The sequence below is a fragment of the Microbacterium sp. TNHR37B genome (assembly GCF_001620065.1).
Classification (GTDB): Bacteria; Actinomycetota; Actinomycetes; order Actinomycetales; family Microbacteriaceae; genus Microbacterium.
Genome location: NZ_LQGV01000001.1, coordinates 279,359 through 293,665, shown reverse-complemented (window position 1 = coordinate 293,665; position 14,307 = coordinate 279,359). Strand labels below are relative to the sequence as shown.

General features: G+C 69.6%; 16 protein-coding genes. 7 read left to right on the top strand and 9 right to left on the bottom strand.

Annotated elements, in window-relative coordinates:
* Positions 1-4: 4 nt before the first annotated feature.
* A complete protein-coding gene (glgA, locus tag AVP41_RS01430) occupies positions 5-1,207 on the bottom strand; it encodes a glycogen synthase (protein ID WP_067159722.1) in 1,203 nt (400 codons plus the stop codon).
* Between the two features lie 46 nt (positions 1,208-1,253).
* Here glgA and glgC point away from each other — a divergent pair, with 46 nt between their 5' ends.
* Positions 1,254-2,498, top strand: a complete 1,245-nt coding sequence (gene glgC, locus AVP41_RS01425; RefSeq protein ID WP_067159719.1) for a glucose-1-phosphate adenylyltransferase — start codon at positions 1,254-1,256, stop codon at positions 2,496-2,498.
* Between the two features lie 56 nt (positions 2,499-2,554).
* The gene (gene serB / locus AVP41_RS01420) at positions 2,555-3,199 is read left to right on the top strand and encodes a phosphoserine phosphatase SerB (protein WP_067159716.1); all 645 of its coding nucleotides are present in this window, start codon (positions 2,555-2,557) and stop codon (positions 3,197-3,199) included.
* 39 nt (positions 3,200-3,238) lie between these two features.
* Here the strand turns inward: serB and AVP41_RS01415 are convergent, their stop codons facing one another.
* Together AVP41_RS01415 and fabG are read right to left on the bottom strand one after the other, a co-directional pair.
* Positions 3,239-3,910 (bottom strand): MBL fold metallo-hydrolase, encoded by a 672-nt coding sequence (locus tag AVP41_RS01415; RefSeq protein ID WP_067159713.1) that lies wholly within the window; start codon positions 3,908-3,910, stop codon positions 3,239-3,241.
* A 62-nt stretch (positions 3,911-3,972) separates the two neighbouring features.
* On the bottom strand, positions 3,973-4,683 hold the full coding sequence (fabG, locus tag AVP41_RS01410) for a 3-oxoacyl-ACP reductase FabG (protein WP_067159710.1): 711 nt from the start codon (positions 4,681-4,683) through the stop codon (positions 3,973-3,975).
* A gap of 134 nt (positions 4,684-4,817) precedes the next feature.
* Between fabG and AVP41_RS16540 the strand changes: the two genes are divergently transcribed.
* From AVP41_RS16540 to AVP41_RS01390, 4 genes are read left to right on the top strand one after another with little or no spacing between them, the layout of a single operon-like run.
* The gene (locus AVP41_RS16540; RefSeq protein WP_231902638.1) at positions 4,818-5,390 is read left to right on the top strand and encodes a DUF4190 domain-containing protein; all 573 of its coding nucleotides are present in this window, start codon (positions 4,818-4,820) and stop codon (positions 5,388-5,390) included.
* A gap of 50 nt (positions 5,391-5,440) precedes the next feature.
* Entirely contained in the window at positions 5,441-5,797 is a 357-nt protein-coding gene (locus AVP41_RS01400) for a DUF3099 domain-containing protein (protein ID WP_082828968.1), read from the top strand.
* On the top strand, positions 5,794-6,027 hold the full coding sequence (locus tag AVP41_RS01395; RefSeq protein ID WP_067159704.1) for a hypothetical protein: 234 nt from the start codon (positions 5,794-5,796) through the stop codon (positions 6,025-6,027). Before AVP41_RS01400 ends, AVP41_RS01395 begins: the two co-directional genes overlap by 4 nt.
* Positions 6,024-6,857, top strand: coding sequence for an SURF1 family cytochrome oxidase biogenesis protein (locus AVP41_RS01390; protein ID WP_067159701.1), 834 nt, complete (start codon positions 6,024-6,026; stop codon positions 6,855-6,857). Before AVP41_RS01395 ends, AVP41_RS01390 begins: the two co-directional genes overlap by 4 nt.
* A 24-nt stretch (positions 6,858-6,881) precedes the next feature.
* Here AVP41_RS01390 and AVP41_RS01385 read toward each other — a convergent pair whose 3' ends face one another.
* Entirely contained in the window at positions 6,882-8,480 is a 1,599-nt protein-coding gene (locus AVP41_RS01385; RefSeq protein WP_067159698.1) for an ABC-F family ATP-binding cassette domain-containing protein, read from the bottom strand.
* Between the two features lie 257 nt (positions 8,481-8,737).
* Between AVP41_RS01385 and AVP41_RS01380 the strand changes: the two genes are divergently transcribed.
* A complete protein-coding gene (locus tag AVP41_RS01380; RefSeq protein WP_067159695.1) occupies positions 8,738-9,370 on the top strand; it encodes a biotin transporter BioY in 633 nt (210 codons plus the stop codon).
* A 67-nt stretch (positions 9,371-9,437) separates the two neighbouring features.
* Here AVP41_RS01380 and AVP41_RS01375 read toward each other — a convergent pair whose 3' ends face one another.
* Genes AVP41_RS01375 through AVP41_RS01355 form a run of 5 tightly spaced genes read right to left on the bottom strand, consistent with a single transcriptional unit; the run spans position 9,438 to position 14,284 of the window.
* Positions 9,438-10,469 carry an ABC transporter substrate-binding protein gene (locus AVP41_RS01375; RefSeq protein ID WP_067159692.1) on the bottom strand — a complete coding sequence of 344 codons (1,032 nt, stop codon included), beginning with the start codon at positions 10,467-10,469 and terminating at the stop codon, positions 9,438-9,440.
* Positions 10,470-10,513: 44 nt separating this feature from the next.
* A complete protein-coding gene (locus AVP41_RS01370) occupies positions 10,514-11,338 on the bottom strand; it encodes an ABC transporter ATP-binding protein (protein WP_067159689.1) in 825 nt (274 codons plus the stop codon).
* Complete coding sequence (locus AVP41_RS01365; RefSeq protein WP_067159686.1) at positions 11,335-12,351, bottom strand: FecCD family ABC transporter permease; 1,017 nt, start codon at positions 12,349-12,351, stop codon at positions 11,335-11,337. The genes AVP41_RS01370 and AVP41_RS01365 overlap by 4 nt, the downstream gene beginning before the upstream one ends.
* Positions 12,348-13,361 (bottom strand): FecCD family ABC transporter permease, encoded by a 1,014-nt coding sequence (locus tag AVP41_RS01360; RefSeq protein WP_067159683.1) that lies wholly within the window; start codon positions 13,359-13,361, stop codon positions 12,348-12,350. Before AVP41_RS01360 ends, AVP41_RS01365 begins: the two co-directional genes overlap by 4 nt.
* A complete protein-coding gene (locus AVP41_RS01355) occupies positions 13,358-14,284 on the bottom strand; it encodes a siderophore-interacting protein (RefSeq protein WP_067159680.1) in 927 nt (308 codons plus the stop codon). The genes AVP41_RS01360 and AVP41_RS01355 overlap by 4 nt, the downstream gene beginning before the upstream one ends.
* Positions 14,285-14,307 lie beyond the last annotated feature (23 nt).

Below are 14,307 nucleotides of genomic sequence, written 5' to 3'. Positions count from 1 at the left end.
CAGCCTATCGGCGCGGTGCTCCGTTCCCGGTCACCTCGCGGTAAAGGGCGGCAGTCGCATCCGCGATCGCCTCCCAGCTGAACTCCGACGCGGCGCGTTCCCGGCCCGCCCGCCCCCACTCCCGCGCTCGCTCCGGGTCGGAGACGACCTCCGTGAGCGCCGCGGCGAGGTCGGCCACGAACCGATCCGGGTCGGTGGGTGTCCCGGTACCGTCCTGGACCTGGTCGATGGGGACCAGACGACCGGTCATTCCGTCCACGACGACTTCCGGAATCCCGCCCGTCGCCGTTCCGACCACCGCGGCCCCGCACGCCATCGCCTCGAGGTTCACGATGCCCAGCGGCTCGTAGATCGACGGACACACGAACGTGGTCGCTGCCGTGAGAAGAGCGCACAACTGGTCGCGCTGGAGGAACTCGTCGATCCAGACGACGCCGTCGCGCTCGGCCTGCAGGTCGCGCACGAGCGACTCCACCTCGGCGAGGATCTCGGGAGTGTCGGGGGCTCCCGCGCACAGGACGACCTGGACGTCGTGCGGCAGCATCGAGGCGGCCCGCAGGAAGTACGGCAGTCCCTTCTGCCGCGTGATGCGTCCGACGAAGACGACCGACGGACGCGAGGGGTCGATTCCGAACCGGTCGAGCAGCGCGGAGTCCTCCACGGGACGCCAGGACTCGACGTCGATGCCGTTGTAGATGACGCGGACCTTTTCGGGGTCGAGAGCGGGGTAGCTGCGCAGAATGTCACGGCGCATGCCGTCGCTGACCGCGACGATGGCGGCCGCCCCTTCGTAGGCGGTCTTCTCGATGAAGCTCGACACGGCGTATCCGCCGCCGAGCTGTTCGGCCTTCCACGGTCGCAGCGGCTCCAGGGAGTGCGCCGTGATCACGTGCGGGATGCCGTGGAGGAGCGACGCGAGGTGCCCGGCGAAGTTGGCGTACCAGGTGTGGCTGTGCACGACGTCGGCCCCCGCGACATCGCCCACGATCTCGAGGTCGGTGCCGAGCGTCTGCAGCGCACCGTTGGCGGACAGGAGCTCAGCGGGAACTCCATAGGAGGTCGTTCCCGCCTCGTCGCGGGGGGCACCGAAGGCGCGGACGGCGACCTCGATCCGTTTCCGCAGCGCGCGCACCAGCTCCGTCACGTGGACCCCCGCGCCCCCGTAGATCTCCGGCGGGTACTCCTTCGTGATGATGTCGACGCGCATGTCGTGAACGCTAGTACACGTGCTGGGACGGGCATAGTCTGGTGCCATGCCTGCAGCGCCGAAGGTCTTCGGAATCATCCTCGCCGGTGGTGAGGGAAAGCGACTCATGCCCCTGACGGTGGACAGAGCCAAACCGGCGGTGCCCTTCGCCGGGCAGTACCGACTCATCGACTTCGCGATCTCGAACCTCATCAACTCCGGGCTGAGGCAGATCGTCGTTCTGACGCAGTACAAATCTCACAGCCTGGATCGTCACGTCTCGCAGACGTGGCGGATGTCAGCGCTCCTCGACTCCTACGTGACCTCCGTTCCGGCGCAGCAGCGCCTCGGCAAGCGGTGGTTCTCGGGATCGGCCGACGCGATCCTTCAGTCGCTCAACCTCATCCATGACGAGAAGCCCGACATCGTCGCGGTGATCGGCGCCGACCACGTGTACCGGATGGACTTCCAGCAGATGCTGGATCACCACATCGAGTCGGGGGCGCGCGCCACGGTGGCTGGCATTCGCCAGCCGATCGGCCTCGCCAACCAGTTCGGCGTGATCGACGTCGACCCGACCGACAATGTGACGATTCGGGACTTCCTGGAGAAGCCGCAGAACCCGACCGGTCTCTCCGACAGTCCGCACGAAGTGCTCGCCTCGATGGGCAACTACATCTTCGACGCGCAAGCCCTGATCGAAGCCGTCGAAGCCGACGGTGAGCTCCCCACGTCCAATCACGACATGGGCGGCGACATCATCCCCTACTTCGTCGAACGCGGCGAGGCCGCGGTCTACGACTTCAAACGCAACGACGTGCCGGGGTCCACGGCACGCGATCGCGATTACTGGCGCGACGTGGGTACCCTCGACTCGTTCTTCGACGCCCACATGGATCTCATCTCGACGCTCCCGGTGTTCAACCTCTACAACACCGCGTGGCCGATCCACGCCCAGGCGCTCAACTCCCCGCCGGCGAAGTTCGTCCGCGACGGAGTGGGTCGCATGGGCAATGCGATCGACTCGATCGTCTCGCTCGGCTCGGTGCTCTCGGGCACTCATCTCGAGCGCAGCGTCGTGGGGCCGTGGACGCTGTCGGGCGGCGGATCGACCATCACCGACTCTGTGCTGTTCGATCACGTCAGCGTGGGTTCGGGCGCGCGCGTCCACCGCGCGATCCTCGACAAGAACGTCATCCTCGATCCCGGGGCAACCGTGGGCGTCGACCGCGAACGCGATCTGGCCCGCGGCTTCACCGTCACCGACAGCGGTATCACCGTGGTCGGCAAGAACGTCCACGTGACGGTCTGAGCCGTAACCCCCGCGAGCGGCACGGACGAGCACCGGTACACCGGTAGGTTGGAGGCGTGCCCGGTGACCGCTTCCTCGTCGTGCTCGACGCCGACTCGACCCTGATCCGTAACGAAGTCATCGAACTCATCGCCGACGAAGCGGGACGGGGTGCGGAAGTCGCCGCCGCGACCGAGGCGGCGATGCGCGGGGAGGTCGACTTCGCGCAGAGCCTCGCGTCGCGGGTGGAAGCACTCCGGGGCGTCCCGCTGGCCGCGTTCGAGCGTGTGCGATCGCGGATCGAACCGACCCCGGGGGTACGCGAACTGATCGCGGCGGTCCATCAGCGTGGCGGGACCGTGGCGGTGGTCTCCGGTGGGTTCCACGAGATCCTCGACCACGTGGCACCAGCCTTGGGCGTCGATCTCTGGCGGGCCAATCGCCTGGGAGCCGCCGACGGTGCGCTGACCGGTGTGGTGTCGGGGCCGGTGATCGACGCCGCCGCCAAGGCGGAGGCGCTGACGGACTGGGCGCGGGAGCGCAGCATCCCCCTCGCGCGCACGGTCGCGATCGGCGACGGCGCGAACGATCTGATGATGATGCGGGTTGCCGGACTCGGTCTCGCCTTCAATGCGAAGCCCGCGGTGCGTGCGCGCGCCGACCTCGTCATCGAACGCGTCGACCTCCGCGAGGTCATCCCCCTGCTGCCCCCCGCCGCGTGAGGCTGGAGGTGATCGCGGCGCACCGCCGGTCCGCGTCGATCAGAAGACGCGAACCACGTTCGTGCTGACCGCCTCGTACTCCTCGAAGACCATGGGGTCGTGGCACGGGAGCACCGTGTCTCCCTCCGCGGCGAGCCGGCGCAAGAAGTGCACGTTGCGATCCATCGAAACGTGCACCCCGACCGCTCGCCCGCTCGTGACACTCTCCCGCAGATAGCATTCGTCGCCCGTGAGCACATAGCGGCGGGCTCCGTGGGTGACCACGACGACGGAGGAACCCGCGGTGTGACCCGCGACCGTCTCGACGCGCCATTCATCGAAGGAGGCACTTCCCGAGACCTCGCGCACGCGCGCGGCCGCGAGCGCCGCACGGGTCGCCGCCGCACCCTCGGCGGTGAGGTGGCGGTGCGCGGCCTCGGACAGCGTGACGCAGGCTCCCGGGTACGCGGCGAGGACCTCGTCGAGATTATCCGTGTGATCGAAGTGTTCGTGGGTCACGAAGATGTGCCGGACGACGCGTCCCGCGAGAAGGTCCCGGACCTCCGCTGTCACGTCGAGCAGTTCGACTCCCCACGTCCGCGCGACCTCCGGGTCTCGGAACCCGACGTCGATCAACGTGACGTCACTGCCGCGTACGGCGACGTAGTAGCTCCATACGATCGAGCGTGTCGCAGCCGGATCGCCATCGGCGAAGACGTGGTGCTCCGCCAACTCCGACGTGCCATAGCGAACAGCGTAGAGCGCGAGGCTCTGCGGCTCCGGGACCGCCGGGCTCAGTGCCCCATCCCCAGGCCGCCGTCGACCGGGATCACGGCGCCGGAGATGTAGGCGGCATCGTCGGAGGCCAGCCACGTGACGACACCGGCGACCTCATCGGCGGTCGCGAAGCGCCCCGCTGGGATCGTCGCCTTGTACTGCGCTTGCGTCTCTGCGGCGAGCTCCGCGGTCATGTCGGTCTCGATGAAGCCGGGCGCCACGACGTTCGCCGTGATCCCCCGACCACCCAGCTCACGCGTGAGTGAGCGCGCGAAGCCCACGAGAGCGCTCTTGGACGCCGAATAGTTCACCTGCCCGGCCGAGCCGTACAGGCCCACGACGCTGGAGATCAGGATGACGCGCCCCCATCGTGCGCGCAGCAGCCCCTTCGCCGCCCGTTTGACGACGCGGAAGGTGCCGCCGAGGTTGGTCGCGACCACCGAGTCGAAGTCGTCCTCGCTCATCCGCAACAGGAGCGTGTCGCGGGTGATCCCCGCGTTCGCGACGACGATCTCGACCGGACCGAGCTTCTGCTCCACCTGCGTGAAAGCGGAGTCGACCTGCGCAGCGTCGGTCACATCAGCACGCACCGTCAGCGTTCCCTCCGGGCCTTCGCCCGAGCGCGCCGTGACGGCGACGCGATACCCCGCCGCGACGAAACGCTCGGCGATGGCGCGGCCGATGCCGCGGTTTCCTCCCGTGACGAGGACGACTCGATCGGTGGACATGCTTCTCCCGGGAACTCGGTGACGGAACCACCCCAGCCTAGTTGTCGGGCCCCGTGCGTATCGCCGCCGTCGAGCCCTCGCCCGCGGAGGGGGGACCGGCCACGCTAGCCTGGAGTCGACGTGAAGGAGACCCCGTGACCGACCCGATCGCCCCTCGTCCCGACGATGCCGCAGCGCCGGACTCCGGCGCCACCGCGCCTCCCGCTCCACCGGCCGCCGCCCCGTATGCGCCTCCCGCACCCGGCGGCTACGCGCCGCCTCCCGCGGGTGGGTATGCGCACCCTTCCGCGGCGTACGCACCGCCGAGCTATCCGTCCTCGGCCTACGTACAGCCCTCCGCTGGCGCGGTCCCACCGCCGACCTACCGTCAGCCGGCCCCCGGAATGCCTCCCGTGCCCACGTACGGCGGTACCCCCTACGGCTATGCACCGGTCGCACCGACCAACGGCTTGGCGATCACCTCGATGGTCGCCTCGCTCGCCGGCGTCGTCTTCGCCTGGACGTGGGTGCTGGCGCTCGGGGTCGTCGTCGGCGTCATCACGGGCCACATCGCGCTGAACCAGATCCGTCAGACCGGCGCACGCGGACGTGGGATGGCGCTCACGGGAGTCATCGTGGGCTGGATCGCCATCGGATTCGCCGTGATGTCCGTGCTCGCGGTCGTCATCTGGGCCACCACTGCGCCGTTCGCCTTCGCGGCCCTGTGACGACGGCTCGGGGCGTAGCCTTTAAGGACCGTGAACACGTCGGAACCATCATGAAGTCGCGCTCGCCGCAGTCGGCGACATCGCTGCGGCGCGCGCCGCACGACGACGCGCAGGCCCGCATGAGGAAGTACTTCATCATGATGAGCGTCCGAGTGATCTGCTTCGTCCTCATGGTGGTCATCACCCCGTACGGCTGGCACACCGGTGTCCTCGCCGTCGGCGCGGTCCTGCTCCCCTACCTGGCCGTCGTCGTGGCCAACGTGGGGTCGGACACCGATGTGGTCTCCGCCGTCCCGCCCGAGCGTCAACTCGCCACGCCGCCCGAGAACGCGCCCGACGCGTCGCCCGCCCGGCCGGCCGTCGTCAGGATCGAGGAGTCACGGCCGGCTCCCCCGGAGCAGTCATGAGCCTCGCCACCGGTACGCCCGTCGAGGGCGCCGCCGTGGTCTGCTCGCGCGCCGGCTGCCGTGCCGAAGCGGTCTGGCAGGTTGTGTGGCGCAACCCGCGGATCCACGCACCGGAGCGCCGGAAGATCTGGTCCGCATGCGACGAGCACCGCGCGTTCCTGCGTGACTACCTGGCCGCCCGCGACTTCCCCGTCTCGGTCGAACCGCTGAGCGGAAGGACGGCCACGTGACCACGCGGACGGCCGCGCGCTGGGCGGGATACGTGGCCTTCGCCGTCGTCTTCGCCGTGGCGTGCGGCTTCCTCGCGAACTGGCAGTTCACCCGCAACGCCGACCGCGAAGAGCAGCTGCGCCTGGTCGCCGAGAACTACGACGCGGCCCCCGTCGCCCTCGCCGACGTCGTCGCCCCCGGGAGCGCATTCGCGCCCGGCGACCAGTGGCGCCCGGTCACGCTGAGAGGCGAGTACCTCACCGACCAGCAGCTCCTCGTCCGCAACCGTCCGCACGGGGGCACCAGCGCTTTCGAGGTGCTCGTGCCCTTCCGCACGGACGATGGTCAGGTGCTCCTCGTCGATCGGGGCTGGGTACCGCCGGCGTCCGACGGGCCCGAACCGGAGTCTGTGCCCGCACCGCCGTCCGGGAAGGCGACGGTCATCGCGCGCCTCATGCCCGGGGAGCCGCTCCCCCGGTCGGGTCGCAGCGCCCCGGCCGGACAGGTGCCGACGATCCATCTCCCGACCATCGCGGCCAGCGTGGACTCCGGGTCTGCGATGCTCACCGACGTCTACGGGATCATGGTGTCCGAGGAGCCCGCGCCGCCCACTCGGCCGCAGGCGCTGGAATCACCCTCCGAAGACCCGGGACCCCATCTGTCGTACGCGATCCAGTGGATCCTGTTCGCCGTCATGGGATTCGTGTTCATCTGGTACATGATCCGCACCGAACGCCGACACCGACGCGAAGACGAAGCGGATGGACCGTCCGCCGCGCGTCGCGGGCGCCGCCGCGATCAGGACATGGAGGCGGAGGACGAGCTCCTGGACGCCGTGGCCCCGAAGTGAGGTGCTCGCCGACGCGGGCGATCGTCAGGCGAGGGTGATGAGGTCGACGTAGTCGCGACCCCAGATGTCCTCGACGCCGTCGGGCAGGATCAGCACCCGCTCGGGGTTGAGGGCCTGGACCGCTCCTTCGTCGTGCGACACCAGCACGACCGCGCCTTCGTAGTGGGCCAGGGCGCCGAGGATCTCCTCGCGTGAGGCCGGATCGAGGTTGTTCGTCGGCTCGTCGAGGAGGAGCATGTTGGCGCTGGAGACGACGAGAGTCGCCAACGACAGCCGCGTCTTCTCTCCGCCCGAGAGCACCCCGGCGGGCTTGAGGACATCGTCGCCGGTGAAGAGGAAGGACCCCAACACCTTGCGAGCCTCGGTCGCCGTGATATCCGGCGCCGCGGACATCATGTTCTCCAGCACCGATCGGCTCACGTCGAGGTTCTCGTGTTCCTGCGCGTAGTAGCCCACCTTGAGGCCGTGGCCCGGTTCGATCACGCCGGTATCCGGACGATCGACTCCCGCCAGGATCCGCAGCAGGGTCGTCTTCCCGGCACCGTTGAGGCCGAGCACGACGACCTTCGAGCCGCGGTCGATCGCGAGGTCCACATCGGTGAAGATCTCCAGCGATCCATACGACTTGGAGAGCCCTTGGGCCATGAGGGGGGTCTTGCCACAGGGAGCGGGCTTGGGGAACCGGAGCTTCGCGACACGGTCCTCCTGGCGCACCTCCTCGAGACCCGAGAGCATCTTCTCGGCACGAGCGACCATCTGGTGGGCCGCGGCGGCCTTCGATGCCTTCGCACCGAACCGTGCTGCCTGCTGCTGCAACGCCGTCGCCTTCTTCTCGACGTTGGCGCGCTCCTTCTTACGGCGCTCCTCATCGGCGACCCGCTGGCGCAGGTAGTTCTTCCAGTTCATGTTGTAGACGTCGATCACCTGACGCATCGCATCGAGGTAGAAGACCCGGTTGACGGTCTCGCCGACCAACTCCACGTCGTGGCTGATGACGATGAGCCCGCCCTTGTAGTTCTTGAGGAACTCGCGCAGCCACACGACGCTGTCGGCATCGAGGTGGTTGGTCGGCTCATCGAGGATCATGGTCTGCGCGTCCGAGAAGAGGATGCGCGCCAGCTCGATACGGCGTCGCTGACCGCCCGACAGAGTCTTCAGCGGCTGGTCGAGGATCCGGTCCGGGAGGGAGAGGTTGTGCGCGATCGAGGCGGCCTCCGCCTCGGCAGAGTAACCGCCGAGCGCCTCGAACCGCTCCGTGAGGTTCCCGTAGCGTCGCATGGCGCGGGAGGCGACGTCGGCGTCGTCCGAGCCCATCTGCTCGCTCGCCTCGTGCATCCCCAGGAGCAGGGAGCCCAGTCCCCGGGCATCCAGGATGCGGGTGCGCGCGAGCATCTCCGGGTCTCCCGAACGCGGGTCCTGCGGCAGATACCCGAGCTCGCCCGAACGCTCGACCTTGCCCTCTGAGGGAAGAAGATCGCCCGCGAGGACCTTCGTCAGGGTCGTCTTGCCGGCGCCGTTGCGTCCGACGAGCCCGATCTTGTCGCCGTCGGAGACACGGAACGACACGTCCGACATGAGCGTGCGCGCGCCCACGCGGATCTCGAGGTCGTGCACGGCGAGCACAGCGGACGTCCGTTCCATCGATGGCAGGGAGATGACCGAATGGCCAGCCTCCGAGTCTACCCGGCCCGGCGGCGTGACCGGTTCGCTCTCGCGCGGACGCCACGGGCGGCCGCACCATCGCGTGTGGCGTGTGGTCATTGGAGAACCTGGACAACGATGAGGGGCGGTCGTGGGCCGATTCCGTCAAAGGACCGTGACACTACCCCCCATAGGATGAGTCGCGACCCCCGGCCATTGCCGATACGCAAGGAGACCCGATGTCCCTCACTGCATCCGCCCGACGCCCTGTGCTGACGGACCTGATCGCCCGTCCGTCCGCTCGCCTCCACGCCCTCGCACTCGATGCCGCGCTGGTCGTCGCCGGTGCCGCCTTCGTCGCCCTCCTCGCTCAGGTCGAGGTGCCCCTGTGGCCGGTCCCCATCACGGGCCAGACGCTCGCGGTGGTCGTCGTCGGTGCGGCCCTCGGTGCACGCCGCGGTGCAGCGGCGTTGACCACCTACCTGCTGGCAGGCCTCGCCGGCCTCCCCGTCTTCGCCGGCTTCAGTGGGACCATCGCCGCTGTCGCGAAGCCCAGCTTCGGGTTCATCATCGGATTCATCGGCGCCGCTTTCGTCGCCGGATGGTTCGCCGAGCGCGCCTGGGACCGCCGGCCGCTTCTTGCCTTCGTCGGCTTCGTCGCCGCGAGCGTCATTCCCTTCCTCTTCGGTGTCCCCTACATGGCGCTGATCCTGAACGTCTTCGGCGGAGCGGGCCTCAACGTCGCGGAGATCCTCGACTTCGGCCTGTGGCCGTTCGTCCTCGGCGGCGTGATCAAAGCAGCCCTGGCAGCGGGGCTGATCCCGGCGGCGTGGCTCCTGGTGCGGGCGGCGGAGCGTCGCACGCGGCGCTGACGGCCCCGCATCCTCCCTCGACGACGAAGGCCCCGTCCGCGCGGACGGGGCCTTCGTGGTCTTTCTGTCAGCCCTTCGCGACGGCGGTGGCCGCGGCGAGCTTCTCGACGATCGTGTCCAGCCCGTACGGGAGGGTCAGCGGAGTCGGTGAGAGCATCGAGATCTCCTCGGGACCGATGAGGCCGGCCACAGCGCCCTTCGAGATCGCCGGGATGAGACGCGCGTTGTCGGACGATGCGAAGGTGTCGAACGCATCCTGCGTCTCCCCGAACGCCAGCACCACGTCGGCGTCGATCTCGTCGAGCTTCTCCGGGCTGACCGTCGTGTAGAACGTTCCCTCGCCCGTATCGAGCGCGGTGACGCCCTTCGGCGTGACGAACCCGAGATCCTCCAGGATCTCCACGCGCGGGTCGGCCGGGAGGTAGAGGTAGTAGGTTCCCGCCGACTCGGTCAGCAGCGCGATCGACGTGCCTGCGAACTCAGGGTGCGCCGCAGCGGCATCGGCCACCAGCGCGTCCATGTCGGCGAGGATGCGATCGGCTTCGGCGCTCTTCCCCAGCGCTTCGCCCACGAGCTTCACCGCGTCGCGCCACGGAGTCGTCCAGACGGCCTCCGGGTACGCGACGACGGGAACGCCGGCGCCGGTGACCTCGTCGAACTCCTCCTGGGTGAGGCCCGAGTACGGTGCGAGGAGCACGTCCGGCGTGGCCGTCAGCAGTTCTTCCGTGGACAGGGTGCTCGCCGAGCCATCGAGGATCACCGGGGTCTCGCCGCCCAGCTTCTCCAGTCCCTCGCTGACCCAGGGTGCGATCTTGTCTTCGCCTCCGGAGTAGTCGTCGGACGGAATGGCGACCGGGGTGACGCCGAGGGCGATGACCGCGTCGGTGGCGCCCCACCCCCAGGTCGCCACTCGCTCCGGCGCAGACTCGATCGTCGTCGAGCCGAGGGCGCCGGTGATGGTCACGGGGAAGCCCGCGTCGGCCGAGGAAGAGCTCGCGGGGGCAGGCGCGTCGGGGGTGCTCGCGCATCCGACGAGAAGGGCGACGGTCGCGGCGGCAGCGATCGCGCCGGAAGCGAACCGCGTGGTCGTACGGGACATGTGGGGTCCTTTCGGTGGGTGAATCGGGTCTCTCGGTGGGTGAATCAGGTCTCGTCGGCGACCGTGTGGGCGCCGCCGGGTCGAGGGATCACGAGCGGTGTGGATGTCAACGGGTCGGGCATGACGAGCGCGTGCAGCGCGAAGGCCTGCTCGACGACCTCGGCCGTGAGGACATCGACGGGCGAGCCGTGAGCGACCACCCGCCCCTCGTGGAGGACCACGAGATCGTCGGCGTAACGCGCCGCGAGATTGAGCTCGTGGAGGACGACGACGATGGTCGTCCCCTCGGTGCGGTTGAGGTCTCGCAGCAGGTCCAGCACCTCGAGCTGGTGGCTGAGGTCGAGGAACGTGGTCGGTTCGTCCAGGAGGAGGATGCGCGGCGCCTGTGCCAACGCCATCGCGATCCACACCCGCTGACGCTGGCCGCCGGACAGATCGCCGACGATACGGTCGGCCAGTTCCGCGACACCGGTGCGCCGCATCGCCGCATCCACGATCGCGGAGTCCTCCGCGCTCCAGCGCTGGAACATCCCGCGATGGGGATGGCGACCGCGGGAGACGAGTTCGGCGACGGTGATGCCGTCGGGCGCGGCCGGGTGCTGCGGCAGGAGTCCCACAGTCCGAGCGAAGGCTCGTCGGGGCAGCGAGGCGACATCCGCTCCGTCGAGTTCGACGGTTCCCTCCAGCGGCGCGCGCAGGCGGGCAAGCGTGCCGAGGAGAGTCGATTTGCCCGAGGCGTTCGCACCGATGATCATCGTGATCCGGCCCGGCGCGACGGTGAGATCGAGGCCGTCGATGACCGTACGGCCGGGGTATCCCGCCGACAGGCCACGCGCCTGCAGAAGCGGCGCAGATCCGGTACCGGTCACAGCTGTCGTCCTTTCGACGTCGTGAGCATCCACAGCAGGAACACCGAGCCGAAGGCTCCGGTGACCACGCCCACCGGCACCTGGAGTCCGGGAAGGGCGAACTGCGCGACGCTGTCGGCGGCAGCCAGGAGCGTCGCACCGACGAGTGCGCTGGTGCCCAGGCCCAGCGCTCCGTGACGCAGGAGAGGACGGGCGATCGCCGGGGCGCACAGCGCGATGAACGAGATGGGACCGACGAAGGCCGCGGTCGTGGATGTCAGCAGCACCGCCAGCCCCACGCAGAGGGGGTACACCAGTCGGGGAGGCACGCCGAGCGAGGTCGCCGCAGGTCCACCCATCTGGTGCAGCGGCAGCCAGCGTGCGGCGACGAGCAGCAGTGGCGCGGCGACGACGAGCACCCCCGCGAGCGTCGCCACTTGCCACCACGGGGTGGCGGACAAGGATCCGACGAGCCACAGGAGGGCCGTCTGCGCCTTCTCGATCTGGGTGCTCACCATGAGGTAGTTCGTGATCGCCGAGGCGAGGAAGGCGATGCCGATACCGGCGAGGATGAGGCGGTACCCCGCGGCATGGGCCGATCGACCCGCCCAGATGAGGATCACGGCCACGACGAGGCCTCCGCCGAAGGCGCACAGCGCGAGCAGGGGGCCGCCGACTCCGAGGACCAACAGCGCGAACACCGCCGCGAGGCCGCTCGCGCCGGAGATTCCCAGCAGATCGGGACTTGCGAGTGGATTGCGCAGCAGCCCTTGGAGCACGGCTCCCGCGAGCCCCAGTGCGGCGCCGGCCAAGAGCGCCATGGCCAGGCGTGGGGCACGGACGTTGAGGATCACGTAGTTCTCCACGCGCTCGCCGTGACCCCACAACGCACGCCACACCTGCCCGGGTGTCAGCGGGTAGTCACCGAGACAGAGCGAGACGATCGCCACGGCCACCGCCACCGCGGCGACGGAGAGACCGACCCAGAACCAGCGGCGGCGCGCGGCCGCGCGCACGGCCCCGACCCCGCTCACAGCGTCACCGGCCGTCTGCCGAGCACCAGGGCGATCAGGACCGGGGCACCGAGGAAGGCGACGACGATACCCGCTTGCACCTCACCGGGCAGCGCGATCACGCGCCCGAGCACGTCGGCCAGGATGAGGACGCTTGCTCCCAACGGCGCCCCGATTGCGATCAGCCAGCGGTAGTCGTCGCCGACGACGGCGCGCAGCGCGTGCGGGACCAGCAGGCCGAGGAAGACGAGAGGACCCGCGATCGCCGTCGCGGCTCCGCACAGGAGCACGGTCGCGGTGATCCCGATCGCGCGTGTGCGTGCGACGTCGTGTCCGAGACCACGCGCCGTGTCCTCTCCCAGGGCGATCAGGTTGAGCCCGCGCATGGAGAGGACGGCGAGGAGGAGACCGAGAAGGAGCGGGCCGAGGATGAGGACAGCGGTGTCCAGCCCGCGGGACGTCAGTGCTCCGACGGACCAGTACCGGTAGACCTCGAGGGCCACGCGCTGCGTCGTGAGGATCAGGAACGACACCGCCGTGAGCCCCGCAGTGACCGCGGCGCCGGTCAGGGCGAGCTTGGCGGGGTGCGCGCCATCCGGGCCGCGGGAGCCCACGACCGCGACGAGCACAGCGGCGAGGGCGGCGCCTCCGAAGGCGAACCAGACGAAGCCCGACGGCGTCACGATTCCCAGGAGGGTGATCGCGGCCAGCACGGCGACCGAGGCGCCGGCGTTCACACCGAGGAGCCCGGGATCGGCGAGCGGATTGCGCGTCAGCCCCTGCATGACCGCTCCTGCCACGGCGAGGGCGGCGCCGGCCAGAAGCCCGATCGCGGTCCGCGGCAGGCGCTGGGCGAGCACGACGACGTGGTCGGGATCGGAGGCGGTCGGCGCCCACAGCGCCGCCCACACGTCCGCCGGGGCGATCGCTCGTGCTCCGACCGTCAGACTCAGCACGATCGCGGCCGCCAGCAGCAGCAACGACGCCCACAGCACGGCGCGCGCCCGACGCGCGCGAGCCGTTGCGTTCATTCGGTGCGTTCCGCCTGCCCGTTTCGCCAGTACCCCATGAAGGCCACGCGCTTGCGGTCGACGCCGCAGCCCGAGACCAGGTGCCGGCGCAGGGCCTTGATGGTGGCCGCCTCGCCCGCCATCCACGCGTAGAACTCACCGTCGCCATCGCCGGGGCTGTCCCAGAGGAGCTCGCGGTCCACGTCGATCTCCTCGAGGGCCTGCGGACGGGGCGCGGCGGCGCGCGTGAGCAGCTCGTCGTGCTGCTGCGACCACCCCGAGACGGCGGCGATCAGTGTCTCGCCGTGCGGGGCGTCCTCTCGCGGCAGCCAGGTCACGCGGGTCGCGGAGCCGGCCGCAATCGGCAGGGCATCTGCGGCGGTGGGCACCTCGATGAAGACGTCGGCCTCGCAGCGGGGGTCCAGCGACTCCACGATCGCGCAGATGGCCGGGGCTGCTGTCTCATCACCCGCGAGCAGGAACCGGCGTGCGGAGCCGGGGTGCCAGTCGATACCGCTCCGAGAGTGCGGGCTCCGTTCGTCGGGGCCGACGACGATCAGCTGGTCGCCGATCGATGCGGCGTCGGCCCAGGAACCGGCCGGCCCCGCATCGTGGTGCACGACGAAGTCCACGGTGAGCTCGCGCGCGGCAGGGTCGATCCGCCGCACCGTGTACGTGCGGAACGGGTTCCGCTCGGCCGACGGGAGCGCACGCCACCGGTCGTACCAGTCGCCCGCCCCGTCCTCCTGCCCGAAGTCGGCGTAGCCGTGTTCGAGAGGGAGGACGACCTTGATCCGCTGATCGAGTCGGCCGGTCCCGAACCACTCCAGGTCCTCGCCGGTGAGCACGATTCGTGTGAAGTGCGGAGAGAGCCGCGTCACCGACGATACGGTGACCGCGTACGGTCGGTAGGCAGGCCGAACGGCGGTCGAGGAGGAAGGCATGATTTTAGGTTAGCCTTACCTGC